At 61.3% G+C, this 14,934-nt stretch carries 19 protein-coding genes and 3 tRNA genes; 14 read left to right on the top strand and 8 right to left on the bottom strand.

Translation table 11 applies throughout. The features are described 5' to 3' along the window. Positions 1–58: 58 nt before the first annotated feature. Positions 59–265, bottom strand: a complete 207-nt coding sequence (locus D1820_RS00470; protein WP_040174307.1) for a hypothetical protein — start codon at positions 263–265, stop codon at positions 59–61. 235 nt (positions 266–500) lie between these two features. Here D1820_RS00470 and D1820_RS00465 point away from each other — a divergent pair. From D1820_RS00465 to D1820_RS00440, 6 genes are all read left to right on the top strand, one after another. Beyond that, positions 501–575: transfer RNA gene (locus D1820_RS00465), tRNA-Gly, on the top strand. 156 nt (positions 576–731) lie between these two features. After that, complete coding sequence (locus tag D1820_RS00460) at positions 732–1,706, top strand: DNA cytosine methyltransferase (RefSeq protein ID WP_118067513.1); 975 nt, start codon at positions 732–734, stop codon at positions 1,704–1,706. A 112-nt stretch (positions 1,707–1,818) separates the two neighbouring features. Next, positions 1,819–2,730: a NaeI family type II restriction endonuclease gene (locus tag D1820_RS00455; protein WP_118067512.1), complete on the top strand. Its 912-nt coding sequence runs from the start codon at positions 1,819–1,821 to the stop codon at positions 2,728–2,730. Positions 2,731–2,797: 67 nt separating this feature from the next. Further along, a tRNA-Gly gene (locus D1820_RS00450) sits at positions 2,798–2,872 on the top strand. Between the two features lie 215 nt (positions 2,873–3,087). Continuing rightward, positions 3,088–3,162: transfer RNA gene (locus D1820_RS00445), tRNA-Gly, on the top strand. 213 nt (positions 3,163–3,375) lie between these two features. Next, a complete protein-coding gene (locus D1820_RS00440) occupies positions 3,376–4,728 on the top strand; it encodes an aminotransferase (protein ID WP_118067511.1) in 1,353 nt (450 codons plus the stop codon). Positions 4,729–5,141: 413 nt separating this feature from the next. Here the strand turns inward: D1820_RS00440 and D1820_RS00435 are convergent, their stop codons facing one another. Beyond that, positions 5,142–5,381 carry an Lrp/AsnC family transcriptional regulator gene (locus D1820_RS00435; RefSeq protein ID WP_040174309.1) on the bottom strand — a complete coding sequence of 80 codons (240 nt, stop codon included), beginning with the start codon at positions 5,379–5,381 and terminating at the stop codon, positions 5,142–5,144. A 202-nt stretch (positions 5,382–5,583) separates the two neighbouring features. Between D1820_RS00435 and hisB the strand changes: the two genes are divergently transcribed. Both hisB and hisH read left to right on the top strand, forming a co-directional pair. Next, positions 5,584–6,171, top strand: a complete 588-nt coding sequence (hisB, locus tag D1820_RS00430; RefSeq protein WP_118069935.1) for an imidazoleglycerol-phosphate dehydratase HisB — start codon at positions 5,584–5,586, stop codon at positions 6,169–6,171. A 1-nt stretch (position 6,172) separates the two neighbouring features. Further along, a complete protein-coding gene (hisH, locus tag D1820_RS00425; RefSeq protein WP_118067510.1) occupies positions 6,173–6,811 on the top strand; it encodes an imidazole glycerol phosphate synthase subunit HisH in 639 nt (212 codons plus the stop codon). A gap of 98 nt (positions 6,812–6,909) precedes the next feature. On the opposite strand, the gene D1820_RS00420 is transcribed toward hisH, so the two are convergent. Next, positions 6,910–7,641: an AraC family transcriptional regulator gene (locus D1820_RS00420; RefSeq protein ID WP_014874053.1), complete on the bottom strand. Its 732-nt coding sequence runs from the start codon at positions 7,639–7,641 to the stop codon at positions 6,910–6,912. Between the two features lie 101 nt (positions 7,642–7,742). Here D1820_RS00420 and D1820_RS00415 point away from each other — a divergent pair, with 101 nt between their 5' ends. Then, positions 7,743–8,279 carry a peroxiredoxin-like family protein gene (locus D1820_RS00415; protein WP_014874052.1) on the top strand — a complete coding sequence of 179 codons (537 nt, stop codon included), beginning with the start codon at positions 7,743–7,745 and terminating at the stop codon, positions 8,277–8,279. A 176-nt stretch (positions 8,280–8,455) separates the two neighbouring features. Further along, positions 8,456–8,707, top strand: a complete 252-nt coding sequence (locus D1820_RS00410; RefSeq protein WP_014874051.1) for a WGR domain-containing protein — start codon at positions 8,456–8,458, stop codon at positions 8,705–8,707. 103 nt (positions 8,708–8,810) lie between these two features. On the opposite strand, the gene D1820_RS00405 is transcribed toward D1820_RS00410, so the two are convergent. Beyond that, positions 8,811–9,197, bottom strand: a complete 387-nt coding sequence (locus D1820_RS00405; protein ID WP_014874050.1) for a DUF2147 domain-containing protein — start codon at positions 9,195–9,197, stop codon at positions 8,811–8,813. 132 nt (positions 9,198–9,329) lie between these two features. Here D1820_RS00405 and hisA point away from each other — a divergent pair, with 132 nt between their 5' ends. Next, positions 9,330–10,052 (top strand): 1-(5-phosphoribosyl)-5-[(5-phosphoribosylamino)methylideneamino]imidazole-4-carboxamide isomerase, encoded by a 723-nt coding sequence (hisA, locus tag D1820_RS00400; RefSeq protein ID WP_096870899.1) that lies wholly within the window; start codon positions 9,330–9,332, stop codon positions 10,050–10,052. 94 nt (positions 10,053–10,146) lie between these two features. On the opposite strand, the gene D1820_RS00395 is transcribed toward hisA, so the two are convergent. Further along, complete coding sequence (locus D1820_RS00395) at positions 10,147–10,593, bottom strand: DUF302 domain-containing protein (protein ID WP_118067509.1); 447 nt, start codon at positions 10,591–10,593, stop codon at positions 10,147–10,149. A gap of 270 nt (positions 10,594–10,863) precedes the next feature. Here D1820_RS00395 and D1820_RS00390 point away from each other — a divergent pair, with 270 nt between their 5' ends. Genes D1820_RS00390 through D1820_RS00380 form a run of 3 tightly spaced genes read left to right on the top strand, consistent with a single transcriptional unit; the run spans position 10,864 to position 12,456 of the window. Beyond that, the gene (locus tag D1820_RS00390) at positions 10,864–11,346 is read left to right on the top strand and encodes a DUF2867 domain-containing protein (RefSeq protein ID WP_118067508.1); all 483 of its coding nucleotides are present in this window, start codon (positions 10,864–10,866) and stop codon (positions 11,344–11,346) included. Positions 11,347–11,380: 34 nt separating this feature from the next. Further along, positions 11,381–12,142 carry an imidazole glycerol phosphate synthase subunit HisF gene (hisF, locus tag D1820_RS00385; protein ID WP_040174253.1) on the top strand — a complete coding sequence of 254 codons (762 nt, stop codon included), beginning with the start codon at positions 11,381–11,383 and terminating at the stop codon, positions 12,140–12,142. After that, a complete protein-coding gene (locus D1820_RS00380) occupies positions 12,139–12,456 on the top strand; it encodes a phosphoribosyl-ATP diphosphatase (RefSeq protein ID WP_014874045.1) in 318 nt (105 codons plus the stop codon). The genes hisF and D1820_RS00380 overlap by 4 nt, the downstream gene beginning before the upstream one ends. 45 nt (positions 12,457–12,501) lie before the next feature. Here the strand turns inward: D1820_RS00380 and D1820_RS00375 are convergent, their stop codons facing one another. The 3 genes from D1820_RS00375 to rlmB form a co-directional block, all read right to left on the bottom strand. Further along, the gene (locus tag D1820_RS00375) at positions 12,502–12,975 is read right to left on the bottom strand and encodes a CoA-binding protein (protein WP_118067507.1); all 474 of its coding nucleotides are present in this window, start codon (positions 12,973–12,975) and stop codon (positions 12,502–12,504) included. Positions 12,976–13,346: 371 nt separating this feature from the next. Beyond that, positions 13,347–13,910, bottom strand: coding sequence for a YHS domain-containing (seleno)protein (locus D1820_RS00370; protein ID WP_254683338.1), 564 nt, complete (start codon positions 13,908–13,910; stop codon positions 13,347–13,349). Positions 13,911–14,106: 196 nt separating this feature from the next. Next, positions 14,107–14,883: a 23S rRNA (guanosine(2251)-2'-O)-methyltransferase RlmB gene (gene rlmB / locus D1820_RS00365; RefSeq protein WP_118069931.1), complete on the bottom strand. Its 777-nt coding sequence runs from the start codon at positions 14,881–14,883 to the stop codon at positions 14,107–14,109. Positions 14,884–14,934 lie beyond the last annotated feature (51 nt).

Genomic DNA, 14,934 nt, shown 5'->3' with positions numbered 1-14,934 from the left:
CTCAGATCGGGGGCGCCTTTTTCTCGTCAGATGGTGCGTGCTGCCAGATGCGTGATGGTCAGATCAGTGCCTGTGTCTCAATCGCGGGCGGCTGCATCACCGGGGCCTCGGCGGAATGAAGACCCGCGGCCTGTCCACCGGCGGTGAGTTTGACGCCGATCGCCAGACAAATGGCAACGGTCAGACCCAGAATACGCAGGGTATCCAGCCGGTCGTCCAAGGATGTGCCCAGCCGGTCACGCAGCGGTGTGCTTAGCAGTGTCATCAAGCGGCTCCCTTTTCGGTTTCGCAGATCTGTCTGCGGGTTGGCCCGGCTCGTCGGTACGCTGTGCCCGAGGTCGTTTCGGCCGGGCTCATGGTGTCATCATAGAGGTAAAACGCAGCAACCAGCGGGTTCCGTCGCTCAAATCGCCGTGACGGTCATTTTTTGCCGACCACTTTGCGTTTTTCGCTTGCAGCCCTGCCAGCGAATGACTAAATCCCCCTCACCGAATGGCAGCGCGGGCGTAGCTCAGGGGTAGAGCATAACCTTGCCAAGGTTAGGGTCGGGCGTTCGAATCGCCTCGCCCGCTCCATTTGGACAGCAAAAAGGCCACCGCTGCAGGCGCAACGGTGGCCTTTTGTGTTTCTGAAATCCAGCGTAGCCTCTGGCTTGCGCGGAATCACTTCAGCGCCTAAGAACAGAGCGGGAACAGCTGCATCCGCAGCACGAGAACAGGTAATACGGCAGCATGCTCACATCGGTAGAACTCTGCGCAGGGGCAGGCGGTCAGGCGCTGGGGCTTGAGAAGGCCGGATTTGACCACACCGCGCTGGTCGAAATCGACAAACACTGCTGCGCCACCCTGCGCCACAATCGTCCCCAGTGGAACGTACTGGAGGAGGACGTGCGCGCCTTCAAGGCGGATGCCGACGCCTATCGCGGTATTGATCTCTTGGCTGGCGGCCTGCCCTGCCCGCCATTTTCCGTTGCGGGCAAACAGCTTGGCGAGAAAGACGAGCGCAATCTCTTTGATGACGCCATCGAAATCGTCGCCGCCACCCGCCCGCGCGCGGTGATGATCGAAAACGTACGTGGCTTCCTCGATGCGGTGTTCCATGATTACCGCGAGAAGCTGAAGAAACAGCTCGCCAAGCTTGGCTATGAGACCGACTGGCGGCTGCTCAATGCCTCTGACTACGGCGTGCCGCAGCTGCGCCCCCGCGTGGCGATTGTTGCCCTGCGCAAGGAATTTTCTGGCCAGTTCAACTGGCCCGACCCCCTGCCGCATAATCCGCGCACCGTGGGTGAGACGCTGCTCGACCTGATGAAGGAACGCGGCTGGCGCGGGGCGGACGACTGGGCCGCCAAGGCCGACGAAATCGCCCCGACCATTGTTGGCGGCTCCAAGAAACACGGCGGACCGGATCTGGGTCCGACACGGGCGCGGCGCGCCTGGGCGGCCTTGGGCGTTGAGGGGCGCACGATCGCCTATGAGGCACCGGATCCGTTCCACAACGATATGCCGCGCCTCACCGTGCGGATGGTGGCGCGCATCCAGGGCTTCCCCGACAGCTGGCATTTCACCGGTGCCAAGACCAACGCCTATCGCCAGGTCGGCAATGCCTTCCCGCCCCCGGTGGCGGAGGCTGTGGCGCGCCAGATCCGCCTGGCCATTGCACGCCCCAGCCTGAAGGTTGTCACCACGCCTGCCGCCGGACGCTGAGGCGCGTTGAGATGCCGGGTCTGATTCCCGCCTGCTCCGATAGGCCACACCCTGCCCCGTCACCTTTCCAAAAATACTCATCCCGCCGCTGCGGATCAGCACAGGGCGTGCGATGAAACAGAAACTGCCGCCCAGCCAGGTCAGCCCCGGTCACGCCGATCACGCCCTGCTGTCTGCATTGGCGCAGGACATCACCACCCGTGCGGGCGGGCTGATGGAGCTGACCCGCAGCGTCCCCGCAATGCTGCGCGATTGCATTGACGATGTGATCCTGACCGCCAAAACCGGTCGGCGCGCCTATGAGGATCTGGAGAAGACCGAAAAGACCTATATTGGTACGCGGGTGGAGATTGAGCTGCGCGCGCTGCTGCGGCTGCCGAAGGGGCGGCTGGATACCGAAATCCTCGGCCATGACGTGGATATCAAACACACGATGGGCAGCAACTGGATGATCCCGACAGAGGCGGTCGATCAGCCCTGCATTCTGGTGGCCGCTGATGAGCCACGGGCGCGCTGTTATCTGGGGCTCATTGTGGCACGGCGCGATTACCTGACCGCCGGGCAGAACAAGGACGCCAAACGGTCGATCTCTGCGCAGGGGTTTGAGCATATCCTCTGGCTGCTGTGCGACCAGCCCTACCCCGCCAACTTCTGGCGTCTGCTGCCGGAGGCCGTAGTGGAGGAGATTTTCGCCGGGGACAGCGGCAATGCCCGGATGGCGACCCTGTTCCGGGCGGTACAGCGCCAGCCGATTCCGCGGGATGTGGTGGAGGCCGTGGCAGCGCAGAAGGATTTTATGCGGCGGATCCGTTCGGACGGCGGCCATGGCACCCGCGACCTTCTGGCCCGCGATGGCATCGTGATCCTTGAGGGGCGCAAGGATGCACAGCTGATCCGCGCGCTCGCCCTGCCCCATTGCAGTGGATCCGAATTCATCTCCGCGCAGCTGACCACCCTGGCAGAGGCCCGGCTGGCGGCGAGCGCCGGCCACGCGGGCTGCGAAGATTTTTTCGACAAGGCGTAAAAAGCCGCTGTTTTCCTATTGCAGCCCTGCGCGCAATTGCCTATTCACCGGCTCACCAGATGGCAGCGCGGGCGTAGCTCAGGGGTAGAGCATAACCTTGCCAAGGTTAGGGTCGGGCGTTCGAATCGCCTCGCCCGCTCCATCAGGACAGAAAGGCCGCTCAATTGAGCGGCTTTTTCTTTGTCCAATGAAAACATTGCACTAGAGGATATTTGCCGGATCAGCGCGGGCGGTAAAGCGCAGGCCCGCGAGTGTGCGGTGCCAGCGTGGGTTTTGCTATTTTCTGCTATGGTAGGTCATTTTCCCTCTTGCGGGGGCTGCAGCAATTTCCTAAATACCGCCTCACCAAATGGCAGCGCGGGCGTAGCTCAGGGGTAGAGCATAACCTTGCCAAGGTTAGGGTCGGGCGTTCGAATCGCCTCGCCCGCTCCATTTGGATTGCAAAGGCCGCTCTTTTGAGCGGCCTTTTGCGTTTCTGCCTTTTGCTGCGCGCCACATATGGCCTGTGCGGAATTGGCGTGAAGATTTGATCAAATTCCTTTGACCCGACTCTCAAAACCCGCCAATGCTGTGGCCAAAGGGGGCGCAAGCCCCATCGCCGATATGCCGCCACGGCGGCGCGCCAGCTCAGGAGGACAACAGCCCATGGCCCCGGTCATCTATCCCACCACCAATTTCACCGCCACTGAACAGCTTTGCCTTGAGCGCGGCGAAGGCATTTATGTGTTCGACAGCGACGGGCGCAAATATATCGAAGGGCTGGCGGGTCTTTGGTGTACCTCGCTGGGCTACAGCAACACCGAGGTGATGGATGCGATCACCGAACAGCTGCACAAGCTGCCCTTTTCCCACACCTTTGGCGGCAAGACGCATCAGCCGATCCAGGATCTTGCCGACAAGCTGGCGGCAATGGTGCCGGTGGAGGATGCCTATATCTTCTTCGGCAACTCCGGCTCGGATGCCAATGACACCCATTACAAGATGCTGCGGTATTACTTCAACGCCATCGGCAAGCCGGAAAAACGCAAGATCATCACCCGCGAACGCGGCTATCACGGGGTCACGGTGGCGGCCGGCTCACTGACGTCCCTGCCCGCGAATCTGGCGCATTTCGACGCGCCGCTGGAGGCGCTGAGCATCCTGCGCGCCGACTCGCCGCATTACTACACCGCCCGGCAGGGCAATGAGACCGAGGCGCAGTTTGTCGAGCGGATTCTGCAAAACCTTGAGGATCAGATCCTTGCTGAGGATCCCGACACGATTGCCGCGATGATCGTGGAGCCGATCACCGGTGCCTCGGGCGTGATCGTGCCGCCGGATGGGTATTATGAGGGGCTGCAGGCGCTGCTGCGCAAATACGGCATTCTGATCTGGGCGGATGAGGTGATCTGCGGTTTTGGCCGCACCGGCGCCGATTTCGGTTGCACCACCATGGGTATCACGCCGGATCTGATGACCTTCGCCAAGCAGCTCTCGTCCGCCTATTTCCCGATCTCCGCCTCGGTCATTCCGGGCTGGATGTATGAGGCGATGGTGGATCAGACCAATGAGGTGGGCGTCTTCGGTCACGGCTATACCTACTCCGGCCACCCCGCCGCCTGTGCGGCAGCGCTGAAGACGCTGGAGATTTACGAGCGCGATAACCTGTTTGCGCATGCCGCCGAGGTGGGCAGCTATTTGCAGGCGCAGCTGCGGGAGATTTTCACCGATCATCCGCTGGTGGGCGAGGTGCGCGGCAAGGGATTGATTGCGGCGCTAGAGCTGGTGTCGAACAAAACCACCGGCGCGAGTTTTGAAAAAGGGCGTGCCGGCGCAACCGCGCAACGGCTGTGTCAGGACAATGGGCTGATCTTGCGGGCGGTGGCCGGGAATGCCGTCGCGCTATGCCCACCGCTGATCATCACCCGCGAGGAAGTTGACGAGATGCTGATCCGCCTGAAGACCGCGATTGACGCCAGCTACGCGGAGCTGAAGGCCGGTGGTCACCTGGCCCACTAACGCGAAAAAGCGCGGCAATTAAGACTGCAAAATCCACGGCAGCGGCGTCAGATTATGGCGCCGCTTTTTCTTGGTCAGGTGGCTTATCACTCTGGGGCGCAGCATGGCGTCCCAAATCAGCAATGTCACAAACCTGCGGTTTTTCCCCGTGAATGGACCATAAAATGCTGCAAGGCTTATCCTATTCCAAAGGTGTTCCAAACCAGCATTTCAGCACCAGTTGATTATGTGATCCTGCATAGCCCTGCGGTCAGATGGTTTCGGGGGGAACCAGACGGTCCGGGACTTGCGGGGTACAGAGCGCCAGTGGATCCGGGGACCACTGTATCCGGTAGGTCCGGGAAACCGGGGCAAGGGAGGTGGCGTGGCATGGACCCGCGCCGCTCCCCCGCTGCCCCGAAGACTGCCGCGGATCAGAACACCTTGAAGGTCATGGTGGTGAGTGAGCGTTCAATCCCGTCGATGACCAAGAGCTGGTCATTGATATATTTGCCAACATCCTGATCGCTGGGAATATATAGTTTCATCAACAGATCATAGTCCCCGCTGGTGGAGTACAGTTCGGAGTGGATTTCTCGCAAAGCAATCTCTTCGGCGACCTTGTAGGTGGTGCCGGGCTTGCAGCGGATCTGGATAAAGACGCAGGTGGACATGGTGCCCCTCAACTGTTTGGGAATGCGTGGTTTGGCCGCCAAGCTGACACGCAGGCGCGGCGGTGGCAATCCCCGGCGCGGCCTCCCGTGGAGGCTGCGCGGTCGAATGGCGCAACAGTTTTGCGCCAATTGCTGCGGCAGGCTTGAGCGCGCCCCCGCCTTGCCCCTATAAGCGGCGCAGGATATCAAGGACATGCCGACCATGCGTAGCGCTCAGATCACCCGCAAGACCGCCGAAACCGAGATCACTGTTGAGATCAACCTCGACGGGACCGGTGCCTATGACAACCAGACCGGCGTCGGCTTTTTCGACCATATGCTGGACCAGCTATCCCGCCATTCGCTGATTGATATGACCATCCGCGCCAAGGGAGATTATCACATTGATGATCACCACACCGTCGAGGATACCGGCATCGCGCTGGGGCAGGCACTGGTTGCGGCCCTTGGCGACAAGAAAGGCATCAACCGCTATGGCGAGTGCCACCTGCCGATGGATGACGCGCTGGTGCGCTGTGCGCTGGATCTGTCGGCGCGCCCCTTCCTGATCTGGAATGTGGACCTTCCGACCCAGAAGATCGGCACTTTCGACACCGAACTGGTGCGCGAGTTCTTTCAGGCGCTGAGCACGCACGGCGGCATCACCCTGCATATTGACCAGCTGCACGGCTTCAACAGTCACCACATCGCCGAAGCGGCATTCAAGGCCGTGGCCCGCGCCCTGCGCACGGCGGTAGAAACCGATCCGCGCAAAGGCGATGCCATCCCGTCGACCAAAGGTGCGCTCTAACATGCTGACCGCGATCATCGACTACGAATCCGGCAATCTGCACTCGGCCGAAAAAGCCTTTCAGCGCATGGCGCGGGAGGTGGATGGCGGCGAGGTTGTGGTGACCTCGGATGCTGACGTTGTGGCGCGGGCCGACCGGCTGGTGCTGCCCGGCGATGGCGCCTTCCCGGCCTGCGCGGAGGAGCTGCGCGGCCATCGCGGCATCTATGAGGCCATGGTGGAGGCGGTCGAACAGAACGGTCGCCCCTTTCTGGGGATCTGTGTCGGTATGCAGCTGATGGCCACCACCGGCCACGAATACCGCGACACTCCAGGCCTTGGCTGGGTTCAGGGGGATGTGGTCAAGATCACGCCCAGCGACAGCACCCTGAAGGTGCCGCATATGGGTTGGAACAATCTGGTGATCGACCATGACCACGCGATCTTTGACGGCATCACATCCGGTGATCACTGCTATTTCGTGCATTCCTACCATTTTCGGGTGAACGACCCGGCCGAACGGCTGGCGCATGTGGATTACGGCGGCGATGTCACCGCTGTCATTGGCCGTGACACCATGGTGGGGATGCAGTTCCACCCGGAGAAAAGCCAGGATATCGGCCTGCGGATGATCGGGAACTTCCTGACCTGGACACCGTAACGCAGCCATCGGCATATCACGACATCTGGAAAGCCGCCTGCTGCGCAGGTGGCTTTTGTATTTGAGTATTTATGGAAAGATGACAGGCGCGGCGACGGTCAGGCAGCGGCCATGCGCAAGGACATCGGTGCCACGCCATAGGCCTTGCGAAAGGCACGGCTGAAACCTTCGGGGCTGTTATAGGCGTAGCGGCGGGCCACGGCATCGACCCGATCACCGCGCGACAGATCCTGATGCGCGAGAATCAGCCGCCAGCGGCGCAGGTATCCGATGGGGGTTTCTCCTACCTCCGCGGCGAAAACTTCGGCAAAACGCGACAGCGATAGTCCCGCGACCTCCGCCAGATCGGCATTGCTCCAGAGGCGGCCCGGGTGATCATGCATGGCGACAATCGCCCGGCTGAGCCGTGGGTCCGCCAGCCCGGCCAGCAGCCCCGGCTCGGTCGCACCATTCTGAAGCTGATTGCGCAGCAGATGCACCATCAGCACCTCCCCCAGCCGGTTGATCACCGATTGCGCCCCACAGCGCCCGGCCTCTGCCTCCCCCCGCATTGCACGCACCAGGGCCTGCACCTCCGGGGCGCCGGAGATGTCATAATCAACCTGCGCCGGAAGCGCGGCCAGAAACGGGTTGCGGCGGCCAGACCACTCCACCCGCGCCGCCCACATCACCGCAGCAGAGGTGCGCATCGGCGAACTCTCAGTCGTATAATAGCGGATACGCACAGGCTCCCGCTCGGGACCCGCAAGGGCGATAAGGTTCGCCTCCCCCGGCTCTGCGGCGCACACGCTGAGCTGAAAACGATCCATCAATGTGGTCAGTCGGTCCATGAAATCGGATTTACCATCATGTTTTTCGGATTTAGATGATCATAATATGCGCAAAGGTGGAAAACAAGTCACCACATTGCTAGCTGACAAGGACCCTGATCATGCTAATGCCACGCCAAAAGACACCAGATCTGACCCTACCGACACTGGACCACGGCACCTTCGACCTCTCGTCAGAGGATGCGACACGGGGCACCGTGATCTGCTTTTATCGCGGATTGCACTGCCCGATCTGTGCCAACTATCTGACCGAACTGGAAAAGCGGGTTGGTGATTTTGCCAGCCGGGGCGTGGCCTGTATCGCCGTCAGCAGTGACGGCGAGGAGCGGACCCGTGCAATGGCTGACAAGATCGGCGCTGAGGCGCTGCGGTTCGGCTATGACTTGTCGCTGAATGTCGCCCGCCAGTGGGGGCTGTATCTGTCCACGTCGCGCGGGAAGACCTCCATCGGGATTGAGGAACCAGCGCTGTTTTCCGAACCCGGGCTGTTCATGGTGACGCCTGAGCAGACGCTCTATTACGGATCGGTGCAGACCATGCCGTTCGTGCGCCCGCATTTCTCGGAACTGGTCTCGGCGCTGGATTTTGCCATCGCCAATGACTACCCCGCACGCGGCGAATACGACGGCGACGTCTGAACGTGAGCCTCAGACCGATAAAGGGAAAGCATCTGGCCGCAGGGGGCTGTGGCCAGATGGCAACCGGACGCCACATGGCAATGTGAAATCCGCGCGAGAATGGATGGACAGTGGGGACGCACACGGGCATACACCGCAAACCCAGATATCCCCAGTCTTTTGCAGGTCGCGGCCCGGTGCAGATCCGTCTCGAAAAATTCGACTATATTGAAGGTCAACACCGCTATTGCGTGCTGAACCTGAGCCAGACCCTGTTCGGGGAGTGGTGTGTCGAACAGACCAACGGCCCGCTGGGAGAGGCCGGGGGTCAACAGCGGCGCAGCTACTACACATCCCAGGAAACCGCCCTGGCAGCTGCCGAGAAACATCGCGATCGCCAGATCAAACGCGGCTTCGTGCCGATCCCTGTGCAGCTGGGGCTGTTCTAGGGCCCTGCCCCCAGTGTCCGCGCACCGATCACAAAAAAGGGCGCCGACCTGATGTCGCCGCCCCTGATGTCCCGATCATCTCGTGTGATCTTGAAAAGCGCGCTTACTTCACCCGGCTCCAGGTCTGTTTGGAGCAGATCAGACCGCCTGCCACGCAGCCCCGCAAGGCCAGCGATTTGCCGGACAGGTTCATCTTGCCTGTATAGATCTTGTTGTTGGAGGGGCGCCAGACCTTGCCCGCGTAAGACCCATCGCCATTCGCCACCATGTCAATCACCAGCGTTTTGCCGATATTGGGCGATTTATACTCCCCCTCAGCATTGAACGTCCGGCTGATCTTGCCGCAAACGGCTGCGCCACAGGGCGCCATGGTGACATGGGCATATGAGCCGTCATCAGGCTGGGTTTTCCAGGTGCCCAGCACCGGATCCGCTGAGGCCATGCCCGCCAGTCCCAATGCACAGGCGATACCAAGTGCCAGTTTTTTCATGTGTCATCCTCCCTTTTGCATCCAGTCTGGCCGCCAAGGGGCAATTCAGGCAAGCTTGACCTCGGGTCGCGTTGCAATCCGGCGCGGCCTTGTGCAAAAGAGGCCAGCTTAGTTTTATGAAGGACCGGCCGGATGATCCTCTACCCCGCAATCGACCTCAAGGATGGCCAGGCCGTTCGCCTGTTGCATGGCGATATGGAAAAGACCACCGTCTTCAACGACGACCCGGCAGCGCAGGCGCTGGAGTTTGTCGAGGCAGGCTGTGATTGGCTGCATCTAGTGGATCTGAACGGGGCCTTTGCGGGTGAGCCGGTCAACGCGGCCCCGGTCGAAGAGATCCTGAAGCGCTGCAAGGTCCCGGCCCAGCTGGGCGGCGGCATTCGCGACATGGCCACCATCGAGCGTTGGATCGACAAAGGTCTGGCGCGGGTGATCCTCGGCACCGTTGCGGTGGAGAACCCCGATCTGGTCCGCGAAGCGGCGCGCGCCTTCCCCGGCAAGGTCGCCGTCGGCATTGATGCCCGCAATGGCCGCGTTGCCACCAAGGGCTGGGCCGAAGAGACCGATGTCATGGTGACCGATCTAGCAAAATCCTTTGAGGATGCCGGTGTGGCCGCGATCATCTACACTGATATTCTGCGCGATGGTGCCATGAAAGGTCCGAACGTTGAGGCCACAGCCGCGCTGGCCGATGCCGTGAGCATTCCGGTAATTGCCTCGGGCGGTGTTTCTTCGCTGGACGATCTGCGGGCGCTCAAATCCTGCGGCGCGCCTTTGAACGGCGCCATCTCCGGTCGCGCGCTCTATGATGGCGCGATTGATCTCGGCGAGGCGCTGAAGATCCTCAAGAGCTGATCGCCCCTCTTCTGGCTGGAACTATCCCCGGGGTGAAGGGACCAGAGGCCCAGAGGGGGCAGCGCCCCCTCCGCCTGTGCTGAAACCGCCGGCGTTATTTGACCGCGGCACCCGTCAGCTTGCCAAGCGCGCCCTGCATCTTGGCCACGGCCTCCGCATCGGCCGGAACATCCAACCCTGAGAGCATCTCGGCCGGATCTTCATAGGTCAGCCAGACCTGCCCCTCCGCGTCCTGATACGCGAGGATTTTCAGGGGCAGGAACAACCCCGCGCGCGGATCCGCCTGCATCACCGGGGTGCCCAGTTTCGGATTGCCAAAGATCAGCAGCTGCGCGTCACCAAGCGACAGATCCACTTTCTGCGCCCCAGCGGCGTGATCCACACGGGCAAACACCGTGGCGCCTGCCCCCTCAACGGCGGCCTGCAGCGCATCCATGGTTTCGGCCACGGGTTTCTGGCTTGGTATTTTGATCAGGTCAGCAGCGGCAGGAAGGGCAGACATAACAGCAATGGCTCCGGCAAGGGCAAGGGATTTGATCATAACGGCAGCTCCGAATTGGGGAATGACTGCGCTAAGAACAAGCCAGCACAGCCCTGTGTACAATTCACATCTTTGGCATCGGCAAACCCATGCCACAGGGCCGGGTCCGATCATTTGACCACAGCAAACCCAGTCAGAAATGGCGCCGAGGCAGGTGCCGCGCCCCCTGCGGCACCGCGCCCGCTTCCCATCTGTCGCAAATTGACGTTTATTGCGCCGCAATAGTGCCGTTGATCTCTCCGGTGCGAAGACAGAAACGGAACTCAGCCCATGCCCCGCGTCCGCAAGACCCGCCTTCCCGACAGTGCCCGTTTGTGGCAGATGGTCTCGCCCGGCGATTTCATCGACGGCTATGCGGTTGAAAGCCCATTGTCCCCGCGGGAGGCTGCCGATATTGGCCTGTCGATGCCGGGATGGGCCTCCGCGCTTTTGCGCCTGCGCAACGCGATTGTGCGCCCGCTGGGATTAAAAACCGAGGTGAGTGACACCGGCGAAGGCGCGATCTTTCCCGTCACCTTTGAGGACAGCCGCGAATTGATCCTGGGTGCCGATGACAGTCATCTGGATTTCCGCATCACCGTTTTACGCCATGACGGGCAGATTTATATGGCCACCTGGGTACACCGGCATAACCTGCTGGGGCGGATCTATCTGGCGCTGGTGATGCCGTTTCACATCCTGATTGTCCGGGACAGCATGCGCCGCATCGCGCGGCACAGCCCCGTGATTGCATCCCAACCACCCGCGCAGTAAGACAGGCCCATCCGCAGCGGCAAAGGGATCCTCCATGCTGAAAACCCGCATTATCCCCTGTCTCGACGTGGCTGATGGCCGCGTGGTCAAAGGTGTAAATTTCGTTGGCCTGCGCGACGCTGGCGATCCTGTTGAGGCCGCCAAGGCCTATGATGCGGCCGGCGCGGATGAGATCTGCTTTCTCGACATCCACGCGACCCATGAAAACCGTGGCACCATGTTTGATATGGTGCGGCGCACGGCGGAGCAATGTTTCGTACCGCTCACCGTGGGCGGTGGGGTCCGCACAAAAGAAGACGTGCGTGCCTTGCTCCTGGCCGGGGCCGATAAGGTCTCGTTCAATTCCGCAGCAGTGGCCAATCCGGATGTCATTCGCGAGGCTGCGGATCAGTTCGGCAGCCAGTGCATCGTCTGCGCCATTGACGCCAAGACGGTGGCGCCCGGAAAATGGGAGATCTTCACCCATGGCGGTCGCCGCGAAACCGGAATTGATGCGGTTGAATTCGCCCGGCTCGTGGTGGCCAAAGGTGCGGGAGAAATCCTGCTGACCTCAATGGACCGTGACGGCACCAAATCAGGTTTCAACCTGCCGCTGACCCGCGCGATATCCGATGCCGTCGATGTGCCGGTGATTGCCTCTGGTGGTGTCGGCACGCTGGACCATTTGGTGGAGGGCGTCACCAAGGGCGGTGCCAGCGCGGTTCTGGCGGCCTCCATCTTTCACTTTGGTGAATTCACTGTGCAGGAAGCCAAGCAACATATGGCCGCTGCTGGCATCCCGATGAGGCTGACATGACCCTGCTGCACGATCTTGAGACCACCATTCTGTCCCGCAAGGGGGCTGATCCGGACAGCAGCTGGACCGCCAAACTGCTTGCCAAGGGGCCAGAAAAATGTGCCGAGAAATTCGGCGAGGAGGCCATTGAAGCCATCATTGAGGCGGTGAAGGACAACAAGACCGGCCTCGCCTCCGAGGGGGCGGATGTGCTTTATCATTTTCTGGTGATGCTGGCGGCGCGTGATGTGGCGCTGGATGATGTGCTTCAGGTGCTGGCAGATCGTCAGGGTCTGAGTGGCATTGCTGAGAAGGCCGCGCGACCCAAGGGCTGACATAAGGATCTGGCGCTGGCGGGAGCACTGATTTGACCAGCCGCCTCAGAGCTTCGAGGAAATGATCCCGGTGGCAAATCCACCCATGCGCAGCTCTCCGAACAGGCGCTGGTATTCGATCTTCGGACAGCGGTTCTGGATCACTGTGACACCACGCGCCTCCGCTTTTGCGGCGGCCTCGGCATGCTCTACGCCGATCTGCATCCAGATCGTCCGCACCCCTTCGCAGACCTCCAGCGCCTCCTCCACGATGGCGGGCACCGCCTCGGAGCGGCGAAAGATGTCGACCATATCGACCGGCTCCTGAATATCACTCAGGCTGGCGTGAATGGTCTGACCAAACAGGGACTTTCCCGCATGGCCCGGGTTCACCGGCAGCACGCGATAGCCCTTGAGGCCGAGATACCGCGCCACATAGTAGCTGGGACGGACCGAATTCGTGGAGACGCCAACCACCGCGATGGTCTTGGTGCGTGTCAGCACATCTTTCAGATGCTGGTCGGTATAGTCTGGTGGCATCGCTCCCCCGTCTGCACTGGTCTCACATCGCCCCGCCAAATTCGTCGAATGAGCGTTGCGTCAATCCTGACCGTATCGCCTGATGCATTGGGTGCAAGGTCAATTGCGTGCTTCTTCCCCTGTCAGAAATCGCACGCCCCCTGCAGCGCAAGAAAAAAGCGCCCGGGATCAGGCCCGGGCGCAAGGTATGGAACGAGGGACAGTGAAAAAGATCTGCGAAGGTTCCAGTTCGCAGTCTGTTAATAATATGGGGTGGGTTGTCGAATTTGAAAGGGAACCTCTCAAATTCGTGACATTTCTCTCGCGCGGCCAGTCACATAGGGACCTGTCGCGGGGCTTTCGCAACTCAGGCAAGAGGCGGTGCCTGCTGGTCACTTCCGCAGGATTTTGGGCCACCGCCCTTCTGCGGCGGCGATCAGCGCTTGCCGCTCGGCCTGCCAGGCGGCCAGCGCGCTGGGATTGTTCAGCAGATAAAGCCGACCGTCTGCAATCACCCAAAGCGACGGATTGCCGGGCGCCAGATACCCTTTGGAGAGCGCATAGGCACAATAGCCCCCAAACCGGGGCGCATAGGCACGGGGGTTCAGCTCAAACCGCTCCTGATTCTGCGAGGAGGCAAAGCGCCAGACGGCCCCATGCCACAGGATCGCATGAGTCTGCTGGCCCAGCACAGCCGTCCCATCCTGAAAAAACGCCACCACATCATGGCCACCTGCGGCCACGCCCTTTGGCGCGGAGACCAGCGCCGGGTCAGCGCGGGCTGTCTCAGGCGTCAGCGTCGCCGCCAGTGCGACCACACTGCCGACCGCCAGCACGGCCATCATCGACCTAACAACATCACCCAGATGCCGGACTTTCCCTTCCCGCAGGCGCGGAATGCGCGGCGTCGGGATCGGGTGGGATTGCGGACTGGGCATGGCAGGGCGGCGGGTCACGGGCAGGCGGGGTCCTTCGTCGAGTTGGTCAATCTTGGCGCGCAGACGATTAAATGCCCGCGACAGTATCACGACAAGTCTGCCCGGCAGACCGGCGTCTGCAAAGAGAGGATACGCATTTGTGATAGGCCTGTGAGGGCGCGCTGACATTGTCACGAGAGCGCCTCACAGGCCTGATCGGGATCGCTGGCACCAATTAGCGAGGCAGCGAGGCGTAGAGCGCAATCGCCGCCGCATTGGAGACATTCAGCGACCCAAAGCCACCGGCAGCATCAATCTTGACCAGATGATCCACAGTTTCCTTCGTCTTTTGACGCAGGCCCGGCCCCTCTGCCCCGAGGACCAATGCCACAGGATCGCCCTTGCGCCCGTCCAGAACCGTTTCGATGGTTTGCTCCGCCTCGCCATCAAGGCCCAGCACCAGAAAGCCCATCCGTTGCAGTTCGACGATCGTGTCCGCAAGGTTGCGCATCCGCAGATAAGGTTGACGCTCCAGCGCACCGCTGGCGGTTTTGGCAAGCGCGCCGGTCTCTGGCGCGGAGTTGTGTCGTGTGCCGATGACCGCGCTGGCGCCCAGCACCTCTGCCGAGCGCAGGATTGCGCCAACGTTGTGGGGATCTGTCACCCGGTCCAGCAGCAACACGCGCGGGACCTCCGCGCCGATGCAGTTCTCGTCCAGCCCGCCCCAGTTCAGCGGCTTCACTTCGAGAACGGCGCCCTGATGGACCGACTGCTTGTCAATCGGCGGGTTGAATTTGCGCGGGTCAATCACCTCCGCCTCAACCCCCGACCGGGCAATGGCGTCGGCCAGTTTTGCCTCGGCGTTCTGGGTCACCATGAGGCGCAGTTTTTCACGCTCAGGATTGAGCAGCGCATCGCGCACCGCATGCAGGCCAAACAGCCATACGGTTTCCGCAGAAGCCGCCTTTTTGGCCTGCTCTTTTTCGACGACCCACTTGGGTTTTTTGGACATATTGCTCTCCAGCAGAAAGAAATCAGGACCCGTGTGAAAAACTTGCGTTTT

This window comes from Phaeobacter sp. LSS9, assembly GCF_003443595.1.
In the GTDB taxonomy this organism is placed as follows: Bacteria; Pseudomonadota; Alphaproteobacteria; order Rhodobacterales; family Rhodobacteraceae; genus Phaeobacter; species Phaeobacter piscinae.
This window is presented reverse-complemented; position numbering and strand designations above follow the sequence as displayed.